Consider the following 23678-nt stretch of genomic DNA (forward strand, 5'->3'; position numbering starts at 1 on the left):
TTAAGACTTATCCCTTTTATCGTTTACAACTGTAACTCGCTGCATGTGCCTGAATTCTGGCAAGTAGTCAAAAACTGCATAATGTTGAGTAATGCGATTATCCCAAATAGCAACTGAATTATCTTCCCAGTGAAATCTAACTTGGAATTCAGGTTTTGAAATATGCTGAAATAAAAATTGCAGTATATGATCACTTGGACCTTGACTTTCATTGACAATATTACGAGTAAAGGATTGGTTTACATTTAAATATTTGAGACCTGAAATGGGGTGGGTTCCAATAACTTTATGAACTGCTGAGCCAACGTTCTTTAGAGCATTATTAACTGAATCGATACCACCTTCTTTGTAAAAGTCATTTCTAAATGTACCCATATCATGAATCGCTTCAAGTTCTTCTAGGTGGTCTTTCCATCCATTTGGAAGCTGATCATATGCAGCACTCATACTAGCCCAAAGCGTGTCACCACCAACTTTAGGAACCTTTACGCCATGTAATATGCTTGCAAAGGGAGGACTTTCTTTAAAAGTAAGGTCTTTATGCCAATCATTTGTATCTGGCCTATTATTTGCATCATTTTTAAGTAAAACAATGCTTTGATATCCTTCAACATGTGGGTAGACAGGGTGACCTGGATCAATTTCGCCAAGATTCTCTGCTAATTTTAGGTGAGTTTCTGGGGAAATATTCTGGTCTCTAAAAAAAACAACTTGATGCTTTATGAGCGCGCTGTATATTTGCTCAATGACTCCAATATTTAAATCTTTATTTAGTGAAACCCCAGAAATTGTTGCTCCAATTGAAGGAGTTAGCGGTGTGACTTTTAACATCATTTGGTCCAATAGAGTTTTAAAGAATTTTATTACAAAAATAATAAATAAATATTAATTATTTTTTTTTAACCACCATAACAGAACAAATAGTTGAAGTAATAATAGTGGAATAACTGATATAAGAACTACTTCCCAGCTAAAGTTAAAAACAAACCAGCCTGCAGAGAGGGCAGCGATAGCCTGGAAGCCAAAAACTAAAAAATCATTGATTGATTGAACTTTAAATTTTTCATTTTCATTTTGATTGTAAGAGCTTGGAAGTAGGTTAGTACCCCCTATAAATAAGAAGTTCCAACCAAGACCAAGAAGAACCAAAGACCACCAATAACTATTAAGAGCATGACTACTGTATGCGATGATGACAGAAATAAAGAAAAATATCACTCCAAGGAGCATCATTCGAGTAAGCCCTAGATATTTAACAATGTAAGCTGTAAATAGTGATGGAAGAAACATTGCGATAACGTGAGCTTGAAGAACTGATTTAGTATGGTGAAGTGAATATCCATCCATTATATGCATACTGACCGGCGTTGCTGTCATTATAAAACTCATCACAACAAAACCTGTTGTCGCTGCACTAACTGCAACTATAAAAGAGCCTTGCTTAGTAATTTCAATCAAAGATCTTTTAGAGCCATCAATTTGTTGCTTAAATTTTTCAGCTGGTTTAAAGAAGTACATCAATATAAATGCAACCATAAACAAAAGGGAAAGGATAACGAAAGAGCCAACAAAGTCGGTATCAAAGTAATCTTTACCTAAAGTTGCAATTTCAGTACCAAGAAAAGCAGAAATTAGTCCCCCTAGAAGAACAACTGCAGTTGCTTTTGGCCTTAATTCAATCTCCACACTTTCAATTGCAGCAAATCTAAATTGCTGCATAACAGCAACTGTTCCACCTAAACAGAAAGATGCAAAGCAAAATAAATAAAATGATTTATTGATAATTGAGAAAATGCAGAGAATGATTAATAATATTGTGTAGATACATGAGCTCAAAAAAACTTTTTTACGACCAAAAATTGACATGAGCCGGATGGCTGGAATAACACTGAACGCAGTTCCTACTACAATAGTTGCTACAGGCAAGGTTGCTAGGCTTTTTAAAGGTGCAAGGGTGCTTCCAATAATGCCCGCGACAAATACCATAAAAACACTAAGGGACATAAAGAGGGATAGACAGGCAGTTAATATCCAAACATTCTTAGGCAGATTTAACATTAAGAAGTTATCCTGTAATGTAGAAAAAATTTATTTCTTCTGAGGCCGCTTCCATTTGCTCATCGTTGATTGTTTATTGCGACTCAAGGTAAGCTTATCATCGGGGGCATCTTGAGTGATAGTTGAGCCTGCTCCAATGGTTGCATTTTTTCCGATCGATACTGGGGCAATTAATTGACTATTTGAGCCTATAAATGCTCCATCTCCAATTGTTGTTTGACTTTTATTTACACCATCATAGTTGCACGTTATTACGCCAGCACCAATATTGACACCCTTTCCAATTTGACTATCCCCGATGTAACTTAAATGGGATACCTTTGAGTTATCATCAATTGTTGATTTTTTTACTTCAACAAAATTGCCAATCTTTGCATGACTACCTATTTGAGTTTCAGGACGAATGCGGGCAAAAGGCCCAATACTAGTGTGACTTCCAATAACAGAGTCTTCAATCATTGAATTTGGCATGATGTGAGCATTATCACCGATTTTAGAGTTTTTTATAATGCAGTTTGGCGAAATTAGAACATTTTTTCCTAACCTAACTTCACCTTCAAAAATAACATTTACATCGATAATACAGTCATTTCCAAAAGTTAAATTACCCCGACAATCAAAACGACTAGGATCTTTAATAGTGAGGCCATTGATCATTAGCTCTTCAGCATTTTTTAACTGGTGAGCCCTTTCAGCCTCGGCTAAGTTATTTTTATCATTTATACCCATTACTTCTGCTGAATTTTCACAAATAAATGAAGCAATAGTAACATTATCTTTGGCTGCTTTTTCAACAATATCAGTAAGATATAGTTCGCCCTGCGAATTATTTGGCTCAAGTTGGTTTAAGTACTTTGTTAATAATGCACCAGTAATAGCCATAATGCCCGTATTAATTTCATCAATTTCAAGTTCTTCATTATTGGCATCATTTTGCTCAACAATGGATTGAATCGTTTTTGAAGAGTCTCTTATGATTCTGCCATAACCTGTAGGGTCATTCTGAATTACTGTTAAAAGAGAAAAACCAGTTTTATTTGCTTTTTCAAGCAACTTTAATAATGTTTGGGTTTGAATTAGAGGGACATCACCATATAGAATAAGACACATTGAGTTTTCTTGAATATTTGGGATTGCCTGCAGTACTGCATGCCCAGTTCCAAGTTGATCTTTTTGTAATACCCATGTAATCAGGTTGTTTGATACAGATTTTTTTACTGATTCTGAATTATGGCCAATGATTACGTTAATCGAACTTGCTAAAGGAGTCGCAGCATCAATGACATGCTGAATTAAAGTCTTATTACCAACTTCATGAAGCACTTTGGATACACTTGAGTTCATTCTTGTACCTTGACCTGCAGCTAAAATGATTACATTGACTTCATTATTAGTTGATTGGTTTGGCATTAAAAGTATAGTATTAGATAGAAAAAAATAGTTTGTATAATGTTACACTTTAGAAATTAAGCTAAGTGAAAATGCGTAAAAAATTACTTGCTGAGTTAATTGGAGCTTACATCCTGGTCTTCGCTGGAACTGGCTCTGTGATGATTAATGATATTACTGGATCTCTTGGTCATGTTGGTATAGCGCTCACATTTGGCTTTGTCGTAGTGGCACTAATTTATAGCTTTGCCCATTTATCGGGAGCTCATTTTAATCCTGCTGTGACGATAGCTTTTTGGTCAATAGGGGAATTTGATAGTAAAAAGGTTATTCCATATATTGGTGCCCAGCTTTTTGGTGCGATAGCTGCAAGTGCAAGCTTATATTTTTTACTTAATGAGAACTTTGTCACCATGTCCGAGGTAAGCTATCTTGGCGCGACTCTTCCCAATGGCTCAGTAACGCAAGCCTTTGGATTTGAATTGATTTTGACTTTTATATTAATGATTGTTATTTGCTCTTCTGCGGTTCATGGCAAAGCCACAAAAGATTTTGCAGGACTTGCTATTGGCCTAACGGTTGGCCTTGAGGCAATGTTTGCAGGGCCCATAACGGGCGGCAGTATGAATCCAGCTCGAAGTATTGGACCAGCAGTGATGAGCGGTAATTATGAGCACTTGTGGATATATATAGTAGCAACTATCATTGGCGCTGTAATTGCTGCGCAAGTATTTTTAAAGCTTTTTCAATCTGACTCTTAATTAGTGATTATGAAAAAAGTATTGGTTTTGTGTACTGGAAATAGCTGTAGAAGTATTATTGCGGAAGCGCTAATCAATAGTGAGCTTGGTGAGCGAATTGAAGCTTATTCGAGCGGCGTATCTGCCAGTGGCTTAGTAAATCCGAATGCAAAAAAAATATTAGAAGTTAAGAATATATGGAAGGAAGAGTACCACTCTAAAAGATTGGAGACACTCTTGCATATTGATTTTGACCTGGTCATTACAGTTTGTGATAATGCAAGTCAAACTTGCCCTATATTTCCCGGAAAAACAGAGATAGTTCATTTAGGCTTTGATGATCCAGATGGTATGGGTTTTGAAGAGTTTGAGACGTGTTATAAGCAGGTCAAAGAGAAACTAATTCCACTGGTAAAATATTTTTTAAGTTAGTTACTTTTTTTAAATTTTTTATATAAAATTCGTTTTTTTAGAGATAGTGATAAGTGGTACTAAATAATTCTTTTTATGGAGATAAATAGTTATGACTAAATCAGGAAATATTACTAGTTTATTTGGAAAGTCGCCAATAAGCCCTTTGCAAAAACACATGAAGCAGGTTCATTCCTGTATCAAAGAGTTTGGAGTTTTTGCTAAAGCTGCTCAATCTGAGGACTGGGACAAGGCGCAAGAAGCTCGAGTTTCAATTGGAAATAAAGAGAAAAAAGCTGACCAGTTAAAGAAAAAATTAAGAATGAACTTGCCTAGTACTTTTATGATGCCTTTCTCAAGAAGAGATTTGCTTGATGTTCTCTTAATCCAAGACTCTATTGCCAACATTACTAAAGACCTTGCGGGCTTGATGATGACTCGTCATATGGTTTTTCCTAAAGAGTTTGCAGGGGACTTTATAAAGCTTGCTGATCTTTGTATTAAGACTTCAGCTTCTGCACTGGTAGCTATTAATGAACTTGATGAGTTGTTGGAAACAGCGTTTAGTTCTCGTGAACGTAAAATTGTTTCAGAGATGGTCAAAAAAATTAATGTCCTAGAGCATGATACTGATGTAGCTCAGAATGATATTCGTAATAAATTATTTTTGCTTGAATCTGAATTACCCCCTGTAGACGTCATGTTTTATTACCGAGCTATTGAGTGGCTGGGTGAGACCGCTGATGCTGCCCAAAAGGTAGGTTCACGTTTTGAAGTAATGTTAACTAAATAACCGGAGCTCTTCATGGAAATTATTGCACAAAATAGTGATATTCTTATCATGCTGGCTATTGGTTTTGGTTTGTTTATGGCTTGGGGTATTGGTGCTAATGATGTTGCCAACGCAATGGGAACATCGGTAGGCTCTGGTGCAATTACATTTAAACAAGCAGTGGTAATTGCAATTATATTTGAGTTCGCTGGAGCAGTTCTAGCAGGTGGCGAGGTCACGGCAACGGTTCGAAAGGGCATCCTTGATTCTGGATCATTTGTATCTAACCCAGAATTATTGGTGTACGGAATGCTTGCTTCGCTTTTAGCTGCAGCTACCTGGCTATTGATTGCATCTTCTCTTGGTTGGCCGGTTTCGACAACGCACTCTATTGTAGGGGCGATTGTGGGATTTGGCGCTGTAGGTGTTGGCGTTGATGCTGTAGCTTGGGGCAAGGTCTATGCAATTATAGCGAGTTGGGTCATCTCTCCAATTATTGCTGGAACGTTGGCTATAGTAATCTTTAAGAGCTTACAGAGCAATATTATTGATACCGAAAAGCCTCTTGAGAATGCTAAAAAATACCTCCCTTTTTATGTATTTTTTGTTGGCTTTATTATCTCTTTAGTGACACTACTTAAAGGACTTAAACATGTTGAATCCTTGAAGCACCTTGGTAAAGATCTACCTACCAGTATGATGATTGCAACTGCAGTGGGAATATTGGCAGCTATTCTTGCCGCTATTATTATTAGGCGTATTAAAATCAATCCTGAAGATGACAGCGACTTTTCCTATGCGAATATGGAGAAATTATTTGGTGGACTAATGATTATAACTGCCTGTGCAATGGCATTTGCGCATGGATCAAATGATGTTGCAAACGCAATTGGCCCTTTAGCCGCAGTTTATAGTATTGTTGAATCAGGAGGGGAGATCGTCTCTAAGAGTGTCTTACCTTCATGGATTTTACTAGTTGGAGGAGGAGGTATTGTCTTTGGCCTGACAACTTTTGGTTATAGAGTAATGAAGACAATTGGAAAAAGCATTACGGAGCTCACGCCTAGTCGTGGTTTCGCTGCTGAACTTGCTGCAGCAACAACTGTTGTTTTTGCTTCCTATACTGGCCTTCCAGTCTCTACTACGCAGGTATTGGTGGGAGCTGTACTTGGTGTGGGTATAGCAAGAGGCCTTGCTTCACTTAACTTGAGAGTTATTAACCGAATTTTTCTTTCTTGGATTATTACACTTCCAGCTGGCGCCATAATGTCGATTTTATTTTTCTTTATGTTAAAAGGTATTTTTGGCTCATCATAATCTAATGAAGTTTAGTAAAATGTTTAATAATAAAACTATAAGTAGAGATTAATTATGACTTTAGAAGAGGTCCAGAAAAAACTTGAACTAGGAATAGAGCAATCTGAAGTCATTGTGGAGGGTGATGGTTGTAATTGCTCTGCAGTAATTGTTTCTCCTATTTTTGAAGGGCTATCTTTATTGCAAAGGCAGAGAGCAGTTTTAGCGGTTGTTAAAGAAGAGATAAAGAGCGGTGAGCTTCATGCATTAAGTGTTAAAACATTTACCCCTGCAGAGAGATAGTATATAATTCACGTTCTTTTAAATTTGAAGATATAAAGTTATGCAAACAGACATTCATCCTTCTTACGATACTATTAAAGTTGTGTGCAGTTGTGGAAATTCATTTGAAACGCGCTCAACTTCGGGTAAAGACGAACTTCATCTTGATGTTTGTTCAAGTTGTCACCCTTTTTATACAGGTAAGCAAAAAATTATGGATACTGCTGGACGTGTTGAGAAATTTAAGTCACGTTACGGCGCATTCAAGCGTTAAATATTAATTGATTCACTCTAAAGGCCACAAATGTGGCTTTTTTTGTGTCAGAAGCAAAGCAAAATAAATCTCTACAATGATTATAATCAACCTTTTACTGGGAAAAAATAATGGCATTTGACTACATTAATGCGTTACTAAAAAAAGAAGTATCGCGTACTCCAATTTGGGTGATGAGGCAAGCAGGTAGATACTTGCCAGAGTACCGTGCTACTAGAAAAATAGCTGGTGATTTTTTAACTTTATGTAAGTCAAGTGATCTGGCGTGTGAAGTTACCCTTCAGCCCCTTGAGCGTTTTGATCTTGATGCGGCAATTCTTTTTTCTGACATATTAACTATTCCTGATGCTATGGGTTTGGGGCTTCATTTTGTTGAGGGAGAGGGGCCAAAATTTACTAATCCTCTTCATACGCTCAGCAGCATTGAAAACTTAATGAAACCAGATGTTGGTACTGAGCTTAATTACGTTAGTGAAGCAGTCTCTGTAATCAAGAAAAACCTTAAAGGCAGAGTTCCATTAATAGGTTTTACGGGAAGTCCATGGACATTAGCAACATATATGGTTGAGGGTGGTACTAGTAAGACTTTTTCAAAGGTAAAGGGCTTAATGTATGAAAACCCAAAGCACATGCACCAACTGCTTGATGTTCTGGCCGATACTGTCATAGACTATCTAAATTCTCAAATTGAGGCTGGTGCGGATTCAGTAATGATTTTTGATACTTGGGGCGGGCTTCTAAGTAAAAGTAGTTATGAAAATTTTTCATTAAGGTATATGTCAAAAATTGTAGATGGGATTCATCGAAGTTATCATAGTAGAACGATTCCAGTGACACTTTTCACTAAAGGCGGTGCGGCATGGCTCGAGCAAATCGCTGCAACTGGATGTGATGCAGTGGGTATTGATTGGACAATTGAGCTTGGTGAGGCGGAAAGGAGGGTGGGTTCAAAAGTAGCAATACAAGGTAACCTTGATCCATCAGTGCTTTATGCATCACCTGACGTAATCAAAGCTGAAGCTTTCAAAGTTCTTGACCAATTTAAGGGCCAAACTGGACATGTTTTTAATCTTGGGCATGGTATTACACCTGATATTAACCCAGAAAATATGAAAGTTTTAGTGGATGCAGTTCACTCATACTCTACCAAAACTAAATAACCCTAACATATGGACATTAAATTGAGTTTAACTTTGTCTATGTTAAAATTTAATTAAAAAATAGCATTAATAATTATGTCACGAATCTTAAATATTTTCAAACAACTCGAAGCTAAGAACAAGACTGCTTTTATTCCATTTATCACTGCTGGCGATAGTGGCCTAGATAACTCAGAAGCCTTGGTTTTTACTTTGGCAGATAGTGGTGCAGATATTATTGAGCTAGGAATGCCTTTTTCAGACCCAATGGCTGATGGGCCAGTAATTGCTAAATCACATGAGAGGGCGGTTGCAGATGGTGTTAACTTACATGATGTTTTTGCAATAGTTGAGAGGTTTAGAGAACATAACCAGTCGACTGGTATCGTTTTAATGGGCTATACAAATCCAATTGAGGTGTTTGGCTATAAAGAATTTGCGGTAAGAGCCCATGAGGCTGGAGTAGATGGAATTTTGGTTGTTGATATGCCTCCAGAAGAGGTCCATGATCTTAAGGAAGAGCTTGATATGCTTGATATCGATCTTATCTTTTTAGTTGCCCCAACAACGACGGATGAACGTTTACAATATATTGCAGAAATGGCTACTGGCTATATATACTTTGTTTCATTGAAGGGCGTAACAGGTGCGGGAAATCTTGATGTTGCATCGGTTAATCATCATTTAGAAAGAATGAGAAATTATTTTAAATTACCAGTGGGAGTTGGTTTTGGAATAAGTAACGCTGAAGTTGCTAAACAAGTTGGTGAGAATGCTGACGCGGTAATTGTTGGCAGTGCACTAGTTTCAATTATTGAAGAATTGTCCAGTGACAAAGATACAATGATTACGAAGGTTGGGAATCTGGCAAAGGAAATTTCAAATGCAATTAATTAATTTACAAATACTATGAGTTGGTTAGAAAAAATTATGCCATCTATTGGCATAAATACTAAAAAAAATATTCCAGAAGGACTGTGGAGTAAATGCCCAGAATGTAGTCGAGTTCTTTACCAAGAGGAGCTTGAGCGTCTTCATTATGTTTGTCCAAAGTGTGACCATCATTTAAGAATATCTGCAAGAAAACGTATAGAAGGGTTTTTGGATATTGAGCATCAACTTGAGATTGCTGCTAATATTGAGTCTGTAGACCCACTTAAGTTTAAAGATCAAAAAAAATACAAAGATCGTTACCAGGACGCCCAAAAGAAGACCAAGGAAAAAGATGCGTTAGTTGTTAAAACTGGATTATTAAAAGGCATGCCAATTGTGGTTGCAGCTTTTGATTTTAGTTTTATGGGTGGTTCAATGGGGTCAGTTGTTGGTGAGAAATTTGTCAGAGCTACGAATATTGCTATTGAAAACCGACATCCTTTAGTTTGTTTTTCTGCAAGTGGTGGAGCTAGAATGCAAGAAGGACTTTTTTCTCTAATGCAAATGTCAAAAACTTCGCTTGCTGTTAAATTATTAGCTGATAATAAAATCCCATTTATCTCAGTCTTAACTGATCCAACAATGGGTGGTGTTTCAGCTAGCTTAGCAATGCTAGGCGATATTCAGATTGCTGAGCCCAATGCAAGAATAGGTTTTGCAGGAGCCAGAGTTGTTGAACAAACGGTTCGTGAAGAGTTACCAGAAGGATTTCAAAGAAGTGAATTTTTGCTTGAGAAGGGAGCCATTGACATGATAGTTCATAGGTCAGACTTGCGTCAAACAGTTTTTCAGATCCTCTCCGCACTTCACCTCAATAATAAAAAATAATAGTAATATTTTTTACGTGAATCAATTGGATAAATTTTGAAGATATTTTTGGCCAATCCAAGGGGCTTTTGTGCTGGTGTTGACAGAGCTATAGAGATAGTTGAGCGCGCAATTCAAAAACATGGCGCACCGATTTATGTTCGTCATGAGGTTGTTCATAATAAATTTGTTGTAAGTAACCTAAAAAAGAAAGGGGCAATTTTTGTTGATGAGATTGATGAAGTTCCAAAAGGAAGTGTTGTAATTTTTAGTGCTCACGGAGTATCACAAGCTGTAAGAAAAGATGCTGCTGAGATTTCAGATATTATTTATGACGCAACTTGTCCATTGGTAACAAAAGTACATAAAGAGGTTGCCAGGCGCCAAAAACAAAATCATCAGGTTATTTTGATTGGACATGCAGGACATCCAGAGGTTGAGGGAACCTTAGGACAGTCAAATTTATCTAACCGTATTACTTTAGTAGAGTCAATTAAAGATATTAAAGATCTAGAGTTGTCTAAAGATTTGGACATTTCTTATACAACACAGACAACTTTATCGGTTGACGATACTCAAGAGATTGTTGACTCTCTTAAAGCTAAATTTCCAAAAATTCAAGCACCTAAAAAAAGTGATATTTGTTATGCAACTCAAAATCGCCAGGACTCAGTCAAGTCTATGATTAAAAATTCAGAAATGCTCCTTGTTATTGGTTCAAAAAACTCTTCTAACTCGAACCGACTTAAAGAGATTGCAGAAAATGAAGGGAAGCCTGCTTATTTAATTGATGGAGCAACTGATATTCAAAATGATTGGCTGAATGGTATTACTTCTATTGGAGTTACTGCTGGCGCATCCGCTCCAGAAGTTCTAGTTCAGGCAGTGGTGTCTTATCTGATGATGAATGGCGGTAGTGAAATTATTGAAGTAAGTGGTGCTAAGGAGTCAGTAAATTTTCCTGTTCCCGCCACGCTAAGAGTCAAAAAAGAATTAATTAAACCAATACAAATCTAGGAATTAAAATTTATGAAAAAATACGGTATTTATGGAATTGGCGCTGCAATAGTTGATACTGAAGTTATTGTTAGTGATTCATTTTTAAGTGTAAATAATATTGATAAGGGTTTAATGACGCTTGTAGATGAAAAACGACAAAAATACTTAATGGATGAGCTGACCAGTCAACGCGTGCCTGTTAAAAGGAGCTGTGGAGGGTCAGCATGCAATTCAGTAGTAGCAGCAAGTAGATTTGGATCTTCAACTTTCTTTTCTGGTAAAGTTGCAGATGATGATGAAGGTATTTTTTTTGTTAAAGATTTAAATCGTGCGGGCGTGGATTTTCATCAGGTTGACCCTTCTAGTGGTATTACTGGTAAATGCTTGGTAATGATTAGTCCAGATGCAGAGCGAACTATGAACACTTATTTAGGTGCTAGCCTAGAACTTTCATATCGTGAAGTTGATGAAGAGGCTTTAGCATCTTCAGAATGGCTATATATTGAGGGCTATGTTGTTACTGATGATGAAAGAACAGCTGTTGCAAGAGATGCTATGATTTATGCCAAGAAGAGTGGAGTTAAAACCTCATTGAGTCTTTCCGATCCATTTGTTGTTGAGGTTTTTTCGAACAACATAAAAACAATTATTGGTGACGATGGTGTGGATTTAATTTTTTGTAATGGTGATGAAGCGAGGAGTTTTACTGGAACACATACAGTAGAAGCGGCTGCCGAAGAATTAAAGAAATATGCTAAAACCTTTGCTATTACCAGAGGTGCAGGTGGGTCATTAGTTTTTGATGGAACCAATATGATTCATACTCCAGGTGTTCTTGCAAGTGCAGTTGATACGAATGGTGCTGGTGATATGTTTGCTGGTTCTTTTTTATATGCACTAGGACTTGGTAAGGACTTTTCTTGGGCTGCTGAGTTTGCTAATGCTGCTTCATCGAGGGTGGTTAGTCAATTTGGACCAAGAATACGGGTAATTGAATATATTAGCCTTAAGCAACAATTTAATATTCAATAATGAAATAGTAGGGAAGGGATTTAGAGTTAAAAAAATGCAGCTTCTATTCTGGCCTATTAGATGTTAGGTTATTGGTTCCATTAAGTGATATCTTATATCTCATTTTAATCTATAATTTTCTTCAAGGGGCTAAGTTACTTGAGGAACATAAAATGAAAAAAGCAGTCAGCAGGTTATTTCAGTTAAGAAAAGCGTTAGATGAATGTGAAAAAGAATTTGGATTAGGTGAGTTTTCAGAAGTCGAAAGAGCGGTTTTTTCTTTCATCACTTCTAATTCTAATGTAACAATTACTGCAATAAAAAATGATCCATACTTCTCTAAGTATTCATTATCAACAATAAAACGTGCAGTTCTATTTTTAACTTCTAACGGTGTAGTTAGTGCAAATCAGTCTTCATCTGATAAGCGTGAGATGATATTAATATTTGATCAGTAGTTCTCAAGCTATAATAAGATTTAGTTTGCTAATATTGAGTTAGTATTATTTCCAATTACTACTAATCCCAGAGGTTTTGCTATATTTGCAAACTAAATTACATAGTCCTCTTTAAGAGACTTAGTAAAAGTTTCCCTAGGGCCCTGAGTAATACTGATTGCTGAATAAAGTTAAACTATCAGTACTCTGGTTTATTTCGTGTATTAATTTTTAAGTCTGCTGTCAGTTTTTTACAGACTCTAAACTTGGATAAAACTATGAAAGAGCTTAGTGACAAATATTTTCTTGAAAATTCTATTATTAATATGGCATTAATCTAATGCAAAGCAAGTTAACAGAGTTTTTGTATCAAAATATCATAGCTTTTCTAGTGATTTCTTTATTTACTTTTCTTAATCCCGGTGAGACAGTCCCATTTATTGGAAATATGATTTGGCTTCAGATAGGAGCCGTTTCTTTGTGCTATCTTTTATTTGGGTATAAAATTTTCTTGGGAGCATTAATAGCAGTTATTTTTACATCACATGATTTTGGTTTTGATTTAAGTCGAATCTATGATATCAGTGAAATGTTTGGCCATTTTGTGGGTGCATTTTCACCACTTCTTGCAATTATTAGTATGAGATTCTTTAAACTTTCGAATTTCTTTGAAGATAGTAAGCTAGTTTTTCAGCACTTGATTTTTTTGGGAATATTAACAGCGTTTTATAACACAATATTAACATTTTTCGTTTATTCATACTTTGAAATAAAATCAGATGGAAGCTTAGTTGAGCCATTTTCATTTATAAAGAACTATTTGCTTGGTGACATTCTAGGCTCTCTAATTGTCTTATTTTTTGCTGCTCTAGTTATTGTGCCTGGGATTCGATACTTTGCCCCTAAGCTTGTGCCTTCGGAAGATAAAACTAAATAAACTAGAATTTTTGGTTATTCTAAACTAGACTCTCTATTAGTTTACTTGCGCCTCTAATGCGAGAAAAGTCGGCTTCCATAGTTTCATTAGAAATTAGAGTATTTTTATTTTTTAATTGAAACTGCTGAGGTTTCGTTTGAATTAAATTAATAATTTTTGATGTATCAATGAGATTTTTTTCATTTAAAGTTATTTCTAATTTCTCATCATAAATATTAATTTTAAGTATCCCTATTTCCTTAGATTGTATTTTTAATGAGGTCGATTCAAATAGGTTATTAGTTTGATCTGGAAGGAGGCCAAAGCGATCAATCATTTCTATTTTTAGGTCTTTTAATTCGTCATCATTTCCAGCACTTGCAATTCGTTTGTAGAGAATTAACCTCTCATGGACATCTGGTAGATAAGTATCAGGAATGATGCAAGCAATGCCTGAATTAATTTCAACTTCTTCAACTAATGCATCTTTAATATCAAATTTAGTATTGTTTTTTATTGCTTGAATAGTTCGCTTTAATAAGTCATGATATAAATTAAACCCAATTTCTGATATTTTACCACTTTGATTTTCTCCCAAAAGATCTCCCGCACCTCTAATCTCAAGGTCATGATTTGCTAGCATAAATCCGGCCCCAAGCTCTTCTAGTGAAGCTATAGCATCTAGTCGTTTTTTTGCGTTTGCTGTAATTGACTGATGAGACTTAATTATAAGATAAGCATATGCCTTATGATGAGATCTACCAACCCTACCTCGAAGTTGATGAAGCTGGGCAAGCCCAAAGTTTTGTGCATTATTAATAATAATTGTATTAGCGCTTGGAATATCAATTCCAGTTTCAATAATTGTAGTGCAAACTAAAAGCTGAAAGCGCTGATGATAAAAATCAGCCATTATTTGTTCAAGTTCTTTACTTGGCATTTGGCCGTGTGCAATTCGAATTTGAAGATTTGGCATCAGATCGCTCAAAGATTCTGCCATATTATCAATTGTATCAATATCGTTATGAACAACAAAAATTTGCCCACCTCGATGCAACTCACGAGAACATGCTTCCCTGATGGTATTTTTATCCCATTCATCAACAAAGGTCTGTATTGCTGTTCTTTTAGCTGGAGGAGTAGCAATAATTGACATTTCTCGAAGTGAGCCTAACGCCATGTTTAATGATCTAGGAATGGGAGTTGCAGTCATTGTCAATATATCACTTTGACCGCGGATTGTTTTAAGTGCTTCTTTTTGCTTTACGCCAAATCGATGTTCTTCATCAATAATAATTAAACCTAAGTTATGATATTTAATAGTTCCTTGAATCAGTTTATGAGTCCCAATAATAATATCAATCTTTCCATCATTAAGATGAGATTTAATTTCACTTTGTTCTTTTGTGTTTTGAAATCTTGAAAGAGATTTAATTACAATTGGAAATTTGGAGAAGCGGTCATTAAAAGTTTGTTCATGTTGGTTAGCTAAAAGTGTCGTAGGAACAAGAATTGCAACTTGCTTACCAGATTCAACAGCTATAAAAGCTGCTCTCATTGCAATTTCAGTTTTACCAAACCCAACATCTCCGCAGACCAGTCGATCCATTGGTCTTTCAGATTGCATATCTAAAAGAACATCATCCATTGTTTTTAATTGATCTGGTGTTTCCTCAAATGGGAAGCTGGATACAAAAGAGCTATAAGAGTCATTTGGCACTGGATAAGCAAATCCTTTTTGAGATTGACGCTTTGCATAAATTTCTAATAGTTCAGCGGCAACATCATAAAGTGCTTCTGCTGCCTTTCTTTTTGCTTTGGTCCACTGCTGACTTCCCAACTTATGAAGAGGGGCGTTATCTGAACTTGCGCCAGAGTATCTAGAGATAAGGTTAAGCGCTGCAATGGGAACCATTAGTACTGAGCCATTTGCATACTCAAGTGACAGAAAATCTTGTTGATTGCCATCAAAACTTCGACTTTTAAGTCCTAAATATCGGCCAACACCATAATGCTCATGAACGACAGGATCACCTAACTGAATCTCAACAAGACTTTTAATTGCTTCATCAAAATCTTTATGTTTTGCTCTTCGTCTTCTCCGCTGTTTTACAGCATCTTTTCCAAACAAATTATTTTCAGTAATAATTGCAATCTTCTCAAAAAGAACGCCTTCACTAAGACTTGCATTAGTAATGCAGAGCCTATTATTTTGACTATGAAAGTCACTCCAATGAGAGCAGTCGTTCACTTTAAGTTGGTGAGAAGAAAGCAGATCAGTGAGAACACTTTGCCTGCCTTCTGATTCACAAACGATTAATACTTGCCCATCAAAATTTTCAATAAACTTAATTAACTTATTAAGTGGCTTTTTTGTTTGGGCTTCTATTTTAAGCGGGGGAAGGATAGAAGATGAGAAGTTATAGCCTTCTTCTTTTTCTATTTTTGAGCTTTGTATTTGTATTTGTTTTTTATCTGAAAGTTTTTTGAAAAATCTTTCAGTGTTTAAAAATACTTTATTAATTTCTAGAGGGAGTCTTTCTAATGAACCTTTACAATATTCAAAGCGCTCTAATAATTCTTTAGCTTGAAACTCCATTGCTTCGTTAAGTCCTTTTTGATAAAAAATTACAGGCTCACCCAAAATATAATCAAATAGAGTCTCAGTTTTTTTAAAAAATAAAGGTAAATAAAATTCTATTCCACCTGGATAACGTCCTTCACTAACTTCGCTATAAATGAAACCATCAGTATTTCCAAATTCCGATAAATAGTTATCTTTAAAGATTGAAATGCTATCACTATCTGTTGCAAATTCTCGAGCTGGTAGTAGTTTGATTTCTTTAATAATTTCAATTGACCTCTGCGAAGATGTATCAAAAGATCTGATCGAATCTATCTCATTATCAAATAGGTCAATTCGATATGGATTTTTAGTGCCCATTGGGTACAAATCAATTAGGGCGCCCTTAATGCAAAACTCACCTTGCTCCATTACAGTTGTAACTCTGCGATATCCTATTTTTATAAGACTTTCAGAAAATGACTTAATCTCAAGATTTTGTTTGATTTTTAGGTGAAGACTATATATTTCAATATAATTTTTTGGACATAATCTTTGAGATAACGTCTCAAGTGTTGTTATTACGATGCCAGATTTAAGAGAGGGTAGTTTTGAAAGTGTTTCTAACCTCGATGAGACAATATCTGGATGTGGTGAGAAATGGTCAAAAGCTAAAACCTCCCAACTTGAAAAATCTAATATTTCTAAAGAGGTGTTAAAAAAATTGAGTGCTTTTCTAACCTCATCATAATGAGTAATATCTTTTGCAATATAGAGCACTACTTGCTTTTGAGATTCAGCAAATTCAATAAGTGCTAGTGCTTCAGAGGAACCATACAGAGATCCCCAGTAATTTTTTAAGCCAGATGAGAAAGGCTTAAATTCTTCTGAATATAAAATGCTCATAAGATATGAACATTTTCCTTAGCTAGCATTTTAATAAGTTGGATTGTTGGCAGTCCAATTAGGCTGTTAGGGTCATTGCCCTCCATACTACTAAATAATGCAATTCCTAGTCCTTCAGACTTGAAACTACCAGCACAATTAAGAACATCTTCTTTATTTAGATAGGACAAAATTTGATTATCAGAAAGCTGTTTAAAGGTAACTTTGAAAAGCTCAACATGAGTTTGGATTTTTAAGGTTTCAGTATTAAAGAGAGCCAATCCAGTAAGAAATGTAATAGTTTTGCCAGAGCTTTTCTTCAACTGCAAAAAAGCATTCTCATGACTACCTGGCTTAGTAAATATTTCATCATATTCATTATTGCCATTACCAAGGGTAGCTACCTGATCTGATGCAATAATCAAACCTGAATGAGATTTGGCTACCTCTAGAGCCTTTTCTTTAGATAAGCGATTAACTAAATTAAAAGGAGACTCGCCATTTTTTCTTCTTTCATTAATGTTTGGCGATGCTGCTTTAAAGTCAATACGAAGCTTCTCTAAAATAGCTTTTCTAAATGGCGACGATGAGGCTAGAATGAGTGACACTAGAAGTTTAAAAATTGTAAAATATTCTAATATTTTACTTCAATCAGGCAGAATTTATGAGCTTATCAATAGTAGTCGCAATGGATGAAAATCGTCTGATTGGTAAAGATAATAAGTTGCCATGGCATCTTCCTGCAGATCTTGCTTATTTTAAAAAAATTACTACGGGAAAGTCAATTGTAATGGGTCGAAAAACATATGACTCTATTGGCAGGCCTTTACCAAATCGTCGTAATATTGTAATTTCTCGAAATTCAAAAACTTTAATCACAGGTTGTGAAGTTTTATCTAGCATTGATGATGTCCTCTCAATCACTGAAGATGAAGATGAGGTAATGATCATTGGAGGAGCAAGTCTTTGCGAGCAATTATTGCCCCGAGTTAGTAGACTTTATATTACAAAAATTGAAGGTAAATTTGATGGGGATATCTATTTTCCAGAATATGATGAGGCTGATTGGCACCAAGTTAGCTGTGAGTCCCATCTTCCTGATGCATCGAATCAGCATGCTTATCACTTTCTCGTCTTAGAGAGGTAATCATGAAAAATATTATTTTATTTGGTTTAATAGCTTTGTACCTATCAGGCTGCGTTTTTACTAAAGTTGTTACTGTTCCTATGAGGGTTACTGGAGCAGTTGTATCTGTAATACCAGTAGTTGGTGATGGAGTAAATAGTGTCTTGGGCGCAAGCGCTGATGTAATCGACGCAATACCTATTTAACTTGCTTGAAGTAACTGCTTACTTTTAGCCGCAAGAACTTCTTTTAAAGCTTTTGGCATTACTTTAACAAAATGAGTTATTTCTTCATTCCAATTGCTGAGTATTTTTTCAGCTATTTTTGAGCCAGTCAATTCGAAATGATTGGTTATAAATTCAAATAACTCTGAAGTGGATTCTTTATCCATTGGATCAAAGTCTATCGTAGATGAATTAGACCTCCCCTGAAGAGTTAGGTTAGGATTATATACAAAGGCTATTCCGCCGCTCATCCCGGCGCCAAAGTTACGACCAACTTCGCCCAGTATTACTGCGCGCCCACCTGTCATATATTCACAACCATGATCGCCAATTCCTTCAACAACAGCAATCAGTCCAGAGTTTCTGACACAGAAACGCTCTGAAACCTGTCCTGATAAATACATTTCACCTCCAGTAGCACCATATCCACAAACATTTCCAGCAATAATTTCATTATGCGCTAAGTAGGTGGAATCTTTTGGTGGATAAATAACAATCCGGCCACCAGACAGGCCCTTACCAACATAATCGTTAGCATCACCCTCAATCGATAGAGTTACTCCATTTGCAAGAAATGCCCCAAAAGACTGACCTGCAGACCCTTTAAAATCAATATCTATTGAGCCATTTTTTAGATTATTACCATTTCTAGTTTTGACAATATGTGAGGAAAGCATAGCGCCAACAGCTCTGTCAACATTAGAAATGATTGATTTAAATTTAACTTTACCATTTCCTTCAATAGCCTTTTTTGATTTAGCAATTAAATCATGATCCAGTTGATCATTGAGTTGATGGTCTTGTTTTATAGTTTGATAGGTGCCCGCATTCCTATATTGATTATCAGCAGTTGTTAATATCTTACTAAGGTCAATTGAGTCTTGCTTCCAGTGATTTATTGCTTTGTTCATCTCAAGCACATCAACTCGGCCAACCATGTCAGTTAGTTTTTTAAACCCAAGTTCCGCCATAATAATACGTAAATCCTCTGCCACCATAAACAAGTAATTAACGACATGTTCTGGCTTACCAGTAAACTTTTTACGTAAGACTTGGTCTTGAGTTGCAATGCCAACTGGACAAGTATTGAGATGGCATTTCCGCATCATAATGCAGCCTAATGTTATAAGTGGTGCTGTAGAAAAACCAAACTCTTCAGCCCCTAATAATGCAGCTATTGCAACATCTCTACCTGTCTTTAGTTGCCCATCAGTTTGAATAACTACTCTTGAGCGCAAATCATTCATTACCAGTGTTTGGTGAGTTTCAGCAACGCCTAGCTCCCAAGGAAGTCCTGCATGTTTAATTGAGGTTAACGGAGATGCGCCAGTTCCACCATCATGTCCAGCAATAACAATATGATCTGATTTTGCTTTAGTTACTCCTGCAGCAACAGTTCCTACACCAACTTCAGAAACTAGCTTGACACTAATTCGAGCTGCAGGATTAGATCTTTTAAGATCAAAAATAAGTTGTGATAAATCTTCAATAGAATAAATATCATGATGCGGTGGTGGGCTAATTAGACCAACACCTGCAGTTGAGCAGCGTATTTTGGCAATAAAATCATCCACCTTGCCACCAGGAAGTTCCCCACCTTCACCAGGTTTGGCGCCCTGTGAAACCTTAATTTGGAGTTCATCAGCATTATTTAGGTAGTCAATGGTAACACCAAATCGACCAGAGGCCACTTGCTTAATCGCGCTTCGCCTAGAGTCTCCATTGGCATCTGGAGTCCAGCGATTTGGGTCTTCTCCACCCTCACCAGTATTTGATTTACCACCTATTTGATTCATAGCAATTGCAAGAGATTCATGGGATTCTGGAGATATTGAGCCCAAGCTCATTGCTCCTGTAACAAATCTTTTGACAATCTCTTTTGCTGATTCAACTTTATCAATATCAATTGAGGTGCCTGATTTAAATGACATGAGCCCTCTAAGAGTGCAATTTCTAGTGCCCTCTTCATTAGATTTTTTAGCAAATTCCCAGTAAGCATGTTGATCATTACTTCTAGCAGCCTGCTGCAAGCTTGTAATAGTTTCTGGCTCCCACATATGTTTTTCACCACCACTTCGCCAAGCATAATGACCAAGATTATTGAGCGAGTTTGAGAGAAATGCTTTTTTATGTTGCTGTTCAGATTCAGTTTGAATGACGTCAAATCCAACACCACTAATGCGACTCGCCGTTTCGAAAAAGCATTTATGCATGACCTCATCAGATAAACCAACAGCCTCAAAGATTTGAGCGCCCTTATATGAAGCAAGTGTTGAAATGCCCATTTTAGCCATCACTTTGAGCATTCCCTTTGCTATTGCCTTACGATATGCACTGACTATAGCCTCATCATTTTCTAGATTTACTAAGTTATCTCTTCTTGCTTGCCATAAGGCTTCAAAAGCTAGGTATGGATTAATAGCATCTGCACCAAAGCCCGTCAATAGGCAGAAGTGATGAACTTCTCTAGCCTCACCAGTTTCAATAATTATTCCAACTTGAGTTCGCTTATGGGTGGCCACTAAATGCCGGTGAACTGCAGAAGATGCTAGGAGTGCGCTTACTGCATTTCGGCGAGAGTCAATTTTTCTATCAGATAATACGACAAGGCTATGACCATCATTAATAGCTTCTGTACTTTGTGAGCAAATTGAGTCAAGCATTTTACTTAGGCTTTGGCCCTCATTTATGTCATAGGTGATATCAATTGTTTTACTTGTCCATCCTCGATGATTGCACTCTTTGATTGAGGATATTTCTTCATTTGTTAGAATTGGGTGATCAATGATTAATCGGTTTGCATTTTCAGCTTTATTAGTAAGTAAATTTCCTTCAGGGCCAATTGAGCAGCTTAAGGACATCACAACTTCTTCACGAATTGAGTCAATAGCTGGATTAGTAACCTGAGCAAAAAGCTGTTTAAAGTAGTCATAAATTATTCTTGACTGATCTGAAAGGCACGCAAGTGCCGAGTCATTGCCCATTGATCCAACTGGGTCTCTCAGCTCAGTTACAAGAGGCAGTAGCATAAACTTAAGAGTTTCAGTGCTATAACCAAAGGCTTGTAAGCGGTTGATAAGTGTATCTGGAAAAAAGCCTTTATCACTAGTATTATTTTTTAAATCAGATAGAGATATTTGTTGCTCTTTTAGCCAATCACCGTAAGGGTTTTTAGACGCAAAGCTATTTTTAATCTCATCATCATCAACTAACCTGCCTTTTTCAAAGTCAACAAGAAACATTTTTCCAGGCCTGAGGCGGCCCTTTGTTTTAACATTATTAGTTGCAACATCAACAACACCTACTTCAGATGCCATAATCACACGATCATCATGCGTTAGATAATAACGTGACGGTCGAAGACCATTTCTATCAAGAACGGCTCCAATATATCTTCCATCTGTAAAGGCAATAGACGCCGGACCATCCCAAGGCTCCATTACATTTGAGAAATACTCATAAAAAGCTTTTTTCTCTTGACTCATTTCTGTGTCATTTTGCCAAGCTTCTGGAACCATCATTAATACCGCTTCCTGAAGAGATCTTCCATTCATTAATAGAAATTCTAGAACATTATCAAAGCTACCAGAGTCAGAAACTTCAGTTTCAATTATGGGTAACGTTTTTGATAAATTATCCCCAAAAATCTCACTTTCTAAGACTCCTTCACGAGCCCTCATCCAGTTGAAGTTACCTTGACGAGTATTAATTTCACCATTATGGGCCATAAACCTGCAAGGCTGTGCACGATCCCATGAAGGGAATGTGTTGGTTGAGAAGCGTGAGTGAACCATTGCTAAATAGGTGCTGAATTTCTTATCATTTAGATCTGGATAAAAGTCTAATAGCTGCGAGCCCATTAGCATGCCTTTATAAATAATTACCCTAGTAGAAAGACTACAAATATAAAAAAGCAATGCTTGAGAAAGTGACTCATCAGTGCGAATAATCTTCGAGACATTTTTTCGAATAATATAAAGAACCCCTTCAAAAGCCTTTGTACTGATATTCTCTGAGTTACCAATAATAAGTTGTTTCATTACTGGCTGTGAGTTACGAGCTGTATCTCCTACATTTGCTTTATCAGAGTCAACAGGAACATCACGCCAACCAATTAAAGTTTGCCCTTCGTCCTTTATAACTTTTTCAATGACTGAAATACAATGTTTACTTTCTTTATTATCTTGAGGTAGAAAAACATTTCCAACACCATAACTTCCAGCATTCACTTCAATGCCAAATAGCGTTTTAATTTCCTCAGAAAAAAATTCGTGAGGTATATTGGTTAAGATTCCAGCACCATCACCAGTATTTGCCTCACAGCCACACGCACCACGATGGTCCATACGAGAGAGCATTTCTAAAGCATCTTTTGTAATTTTATGAGAAGAATGACTCTTGACGTTGGCAATAAAACCAACACCACAATTCTCCTTCTCATTATTAGGATGGTAAAGTCCTCGAGCCTTTGGGAGGTGTAATTGTTTATTTTTCATGGAAACTGAATGTAAAACTGAAAATATATAATACCTTATTTTAGCTGATTTTTAAACTCCAAATTTGCCTACTTATATTGTTATAGTGGGGATATTAAGGTAGAATATTTTTATTTTATTACTAATATGTTAGCAATTATTTCACCTTCAAAAACGCAAGATTTCTCTCAATGCGATGTTGATTTTTACTCTCAAACTCGCAACTTAGATAACTCTAATGAACTGGTTAGCATTTTAAAAAAGAAAAGCCAATCTCAAATTTCTAAACTGATGTCATTGAGTGAGAAATTATCTAAATTGAATTTTGATCGCTTTCAAAAGTTTAAACTGCCGTTCAATCGAGAAAATGCAAAGCAAGCAATACTTGCTTTTAAAGGAGACGTTTACAACGGAATTGATGCTCCAGCTTTGTCAACTGATGATCTTGAATTTGCGCAAGAAAGTGTTCGAATGCTTTCTGGCCTTTATGGCGTTATAAGGCCACTTGACCTAATACAGCCTTATCGTTTAGAGATGGGAACTAAGCTTTCTAACTCTAAAGGTAAGGATCTTTATGAGTATTGGGGAACTGAGATTAGTGATGTCCTCAATGAGGATGAGTCTGATCTTATAGTAAATCTTTCATCCAATGAATACTTCAAAGCTGTAGATAAAAAAACACTAAATGCGAAAGTTTTGGATATTGTGTTTAAGGAAAAAAAAGGTGAAGTATACAAAGTTATAGGTATTTATGCGAAGCGCGCAAGAGGTTTGATGGTGAATTACATTATACGAAATCGATTGAAGAGTCCAGAGGGACTAAAAGATTTTGTCGATGAAGGCTATAGATTTGATAAAGAACTTTCTAGTGACTCTTCTTGGGTTTATCTCAGAGACTAAAGCCCACAATATTTGTAAAACTATTTAAGGCGTGCATAATT

22 protein-coding genes are annotated in these 23678 nt (G+C 36.2%); 16 read left to right on the forward strand and 6 right to left on the reverse strand.

The window, feature by feature from the left end:
- From ABXT49_RS00735 to glmU, 3 genes are read right to left on the reverse strand one after another with little or no spacing between them, the layout of a single operon-like run.
- Complete coding sequence (locus tag ABXT49_RS00735; protein ID WP_416652295.1) at positions 1–834, reverse strand: TauD/TfdA dioxygenase family protein; 834 nt, start codon at positions 832–834, stop codon at positions 1–3.
- Positions 835–885: 51 nt separating this feature from the next.
- Entirely contained in the window at positions 886–2058 is a 1173-nt protein-coding gene (locus ABXT49_RS00740; RefSeq protein WP_416652296.1) for an MFS transporter, read from the reverse strand.
- Between the two features lie 30 nt (positions 2059–2088).
- Positions 2089–3468: a bifunctional UDP-N-acetylglucosamine diphosphorylase/glucosamine-1-phosphate N-acetyltransferase GlmU gene (glmU, locus tag ABXT49_RS00745; protein WP_416652298.1), complete on the reverse strand. Its 1380-nt coding sequence runs from the start codon at positions 3466–3468 to the stop codon at positions 2089–2091.
- 71 nt (positions 3469–3539) lie between these two features.
- Between glmU and ABXT49_RS00750 the strand changes: the two genes are divergently transcribed.
- The 13 genes from ABXT49_RS00750 (at position 3540) to ABXT49_RS00810 (ending at position 13485) form a co-directional block, all read left to right on the forward strand.
- The gene (locus ABXT49_RS00750; protein ID WP_416652300.1) at positions 3540–4208 is read left to right on the forward strand and encodes an MIP/aquaporin family protein; all 669 of its coding nucleotides are present in this window, start codon (positions 3540–3542) and stop codon (positions 4206–4208) included.
- Between the two features lie 6 nt (positions 4209–4214).
- The gene (locus ABXT49_RS00755; protein WP_416653568.1) at positions 4215–4619 is read left to right on the forward strand and encodes an arsenate reductase ArsC; all 405 of its coding nucleotides are present in this window, start codon (positions 4215–4217) and stop codon (positions 4617–4619) included.
- A gap of 91 nt (positions 4620–4710) precedes the next feature.
- Entirely contained in the window at positions 4711–5391 is a 681-nt protein-coding gene (locus ABXT49_RS00760) for a TIGR00153 family protein (protein ID WP_416652302.1), read from the forward strand.
- Between the two features lie 12 nt (positions 5392–5403).
- Positions 5404–6687 (forward strand): inorganic phosphate transporter, encoded by a 1284-nt coding sequence (locus ABXT49_RS00765; protein ID WP_416652304.1) that lies wholly within the window; start codon positions 5404–5406, stop codon positions 6685–6687.
- 54 nt (positions 6688–6741) lie between these two features.
- Positions 6742–6969, forward strand: a complete 228-nt coding sequence (locus tag ABXT49_RS00770) for a BolA family protein (protein ID WP_416652306.1) — start codon at positions 6742–6744, stop codon at positions 6967–6969.
- A 40-nt stretch (positions 6970–7009) separates the two neighbouring features.
- A complete protein-coding gene (gene rpmE, locus ABXT49_RS00775) occupies positions 7010–7222 on the forward strand; it encodes a 50S ribosomal protein L31 (RefSeq protein WP_271537236.1) in 213 nt (70 codons plus the stop codon).
- Between the two features lie 110 nt (positions 7223–7332).
- Positions 7333–8382: a uroporphyrinogen decarboxylase gene (gene hemE / locus ABXT49_RS00780; RefSeq protein ID WP_416652307.1), complete on the forward strand. Its 1050-nt coding sequence runs from the start codon at positions 7333–7335 to the stop codon at positions 8380–8382.
- Between the two features lie 75 nt (positions 8383–8457).
- On the forward strand, positions 8458–9258 hold the full coding sequence (gene trpA, locus ABXT49_RS00785) for a tryptophan synthase subunit alpha (RefSeq protein ID WP_416652310.1): 801 nt from the start codon (positions 8458–8460) through the stop codon (positions 9256–9258).
- A 12-nt stretch (positions 9259–9270) separates the two neighbouring features.
- Positions 9271–10122, forward strand: a complete 852-nt coding sequence (gene accD, locus ABXT49_RS00790) for an acetyl-CoA carboxylase, carboxyltransferase subunit beta (RefSeq protein WP_416652312.1) — start codon at positions 9271–9273, stop codon at positions 10120–10122.
- 36 nt (positions 10123–10158) lie between these two features.
- Entirely contained in the window at positions 10159–11118 is a 960-nt protein-coding gene (gene ispH, locus ABXT49_RS00795; protein WP_416652316.1) for a 4-hydroxy-3-methylbut-2-enyl diphosphate reductase, read from the forward strand.
- 12 nt (positions 11119–11130) lie between these two features.
- Positions 11131–12132 carry an adenosine kinase gene (locus ABXT49_RS00800; RefSeq protein WP_416652318.1) on the forward strand — a complete coding sequence of 334 codons (1002 nt, stop codon included), beginning with the start codon at positions 11131–11133 and terminating at the stop codon, positions 12130–12132.
- A gap of 152 nt (positions 12133–12284) precedes the next feature.
- Entirely contained in the window at positions 12285–12569 is a 285-nt protein-coding gene (locus ABXT49_RS00805) for a hypothetical protein (protein ID WP_416652320.1), read from the forward strand.
- Positions 12570–12888: 319 nt separating this feature from the next.
- Positions 12889–13485, forward strand: coding sequence for a hypothetical protein (locus tag ABXT49_RS00810; protein ID WP_416652323.1), 597 nt, complete (start codon positions 12889–12891; stop codon positions 13483–13485).
- A 19-nt stretch (positions 13486–13504) separates the two neighbouring features.
- Here ABXT49_RS00810 and mfd read toward each other — a convergent pair whose 3' ends face one another.
- Both mfd and ABXT49_RS00820 read right to left on the reverse strand, forming a co-directional pair.
- Positions 13505–16933 carry a transcription-repair coupling factor gene (gene mfd, locus ABXT49_RS00815; RefSeq protein WP_416652326.1) on the reverse strand — a complete coding sequence of 1143 codons (3429 nt, stop codon included), beginning with the start codon at positions 16931–16933 and terminating at the stop codon, positions 13505–13507.
- Positions 16930–17520, reverse strand: coding sequence for a Maf family protein (locus tag ABXT49_RS00820; protein ID WP_416652328.1), 591 nt, complete (start codon positions 17518–17520; stop codon positions 16930–16932). Before ABXT49_RS00820 ends, mfd begins: the two co-directional genes overlap by 4 nt.
- A gap of 56 nt (positions 17521–17576) precedes the next feature.
- Between ABXT49_RS00820 and folA the strand changes: the two genes are divergently transcribed.
- Positions 17577–18059 (forward strand): type 3 dihydrofolate reductase, encoded by a 483-nt coding sequence (folA, locus tag ABXT49_RS00825; protein WP_416652329.1) that lies wholly within the window; start codon positions 17577–17579, stop codon positions 18057–18059.
- Positions 18060–18061: 2 nt separating this feature from the next.
- Entirely contained in the window at positions 18062–18244 is a 183-nt protein-coding gene (locus ABXT49_RS00830) for a DUF6726 family protein (RefSeq protein WP_416652330.1), read from the forward strand.
- On the opposite strand, the gene gltB is transcribed toward ABXT49_RS00830, so the two are convergent.
- On the reverse strand, positions 18241–22758 hold the full coding sequence (gltB, locus tag ABXT49_RS00835) for a glutamate synthase large subunit (protein ID WP_416652333.1): 4518 nt from the start codon (positions 22756–22758) through the stop codon (positions 18241–18243). The genes ABXT49_RS00830 and gltB overlap by 4 nt on opposite strands.
- Positions 22759–22884: 126 nt before the next feature.
- On the opposite strand from gltB, the gene yaaA reads away from it, so the two are divergent.
- On the forward strand, positions 22885–23637 hold the full coding sequence (yaaA, locus tag ABXT49_RS00840) for a peroxide stress protein YaaA (protein ID WP_416652335.1): 753 nt from the start codon (positions 22885–22887) through the stop codon (positions 23635–23637).
- The last annotated feature ends 41 nt before the right edge of the window (positions 23638–23678 follow it).

Source organism: Candidatus Pseudothioglobus sp. Uisw_086 (assembly GCF_048085745.1).
Classification (GTDB): Bacteria; Pseudomonadota; Gammaproteobacteria; order PS1; family Pseudothioglobaceae; genus Pseudothioglobus.

Coding starts and splice junctions, on each gene's coding strand:
- ABXT49_RS00735 (WP_416652295.1), bottom strand. CDS start 834: ATGATGTTAAAAGTCACACCGCTAACTCCTTCAATTGGAGCAACAATT.
- ABXT49_RS00740 (WP_416652296.1), bottom strand. CDS start 2,058: ATGTTAAATCTGCCTAAGAATGTTTGGATATTAACTGCCTGTCTATCC.
- glmU (WP_416652298.1), bottom strand. CDS start 3,468: ATGCCAAACCAATCAACTAATAATGAAGTCAATGTAATCATTTTAGCT.
- ABXT49_RS00750 (WP_416652300.1), top strand. CDS start 3,540: ATGCGTAAAAAATTACTTGCTGAGTTAATTGGAGCTTACATCCTGGTC.
- ABXT49_RS00760 (WP_416652302.1), top strand. CDS start 4,711: ATGACTAAATCAGGAAATATTACTAGTTTATTTGGAAAGTCGCCAATA.
- ABXT49_RS00765 (WP_416652304.1), top strand. CDS start 5,404: ATGGAAATTATTGCACAAAATAGTGATATTCTTATCATGCTGGCTATT.
- ABXT49_RS00770 (WP_416652306.1), top strand. CDS start 6,742: ATGACTTTAGAAGAGGTCCAGAAAAAACTTGAACTAGGAATAGAGCAA.
- rpmE (WP_271537236.1), top strand. CDS start 7,010: ATGCAAACAGACATTCATCCTTCTTACGATACTATTAAAGTTGTGTGC.
- hemE (WP_416652307.1), top strand. CDS start 7,333: ATGGCATTTGACTACATTAATGCGTTACTAAAAAAAGAAGTATCGCGT.
- trpA (WP_416652310.1), top strand. CDS start 8,458: ATGTCACGAATCTTAAATATTTTCAAACAACTCGAAGCTAAGAACAAG.
- accD (WP_416652312.1), top strand. CDS start 9,271: ATGAGTTGGTTAGAAAAAATTATGCCATCTATTGGCATAAATACTAAA.
- ABXT49_RS00800 (WP_416652318.1), top strand. CDS start 11,131: ATGAAAAAATACGGTATTTATGGAATTGGCGCTGCAATAGTTGATACT.
- ABXT49_RS00805 (WP_416652320.1), top strand. CDS start 12,285: ATGAAAAAAGCAGTCAGCAGGTTATTTCAGTTAAGAAAAGCGTTAGAT.
- ABXT49_RS00810 (WP_416652323.1), top strand. CDS start 12,889: ATGCAAAGCAAGTTAACAGAGTTTTTGTATCAAAATATCATAGCTTTT.
- mfd (WP_416652326.1), bottom strand. CDS start 16,933: ATGAGCATTTTATATTCAGAAGAATTTAAGCCTTTCTCATCTGGCTTA.
- folA (WP_416652329.1), top strand. CDS start 17,577: ATGAGCTTATCAATAGTAGTCGCAATGGATGAAAATCGTCTGATTGGT.
- ABXT49_RS00830 (WP_416652330.1), top strand. CDS start 18,062: ATGAAAAATATTATTTTATTTGGTTTAATAGCTTTGTACCTATCAGGC.
- gltB (WP_416652333.1), bottom strand. CDS start 22,758: ATGAAAAATAAACAATTACACCTCCCAAAGGCTCGAGGACTTTACCAT.
- yaaA (WP_416652335.1), top strand. CDS start 22,885: ATGTTAGCAATTATTTCACCTTCAAAAACGCAAGATTTCTCTCAATGC.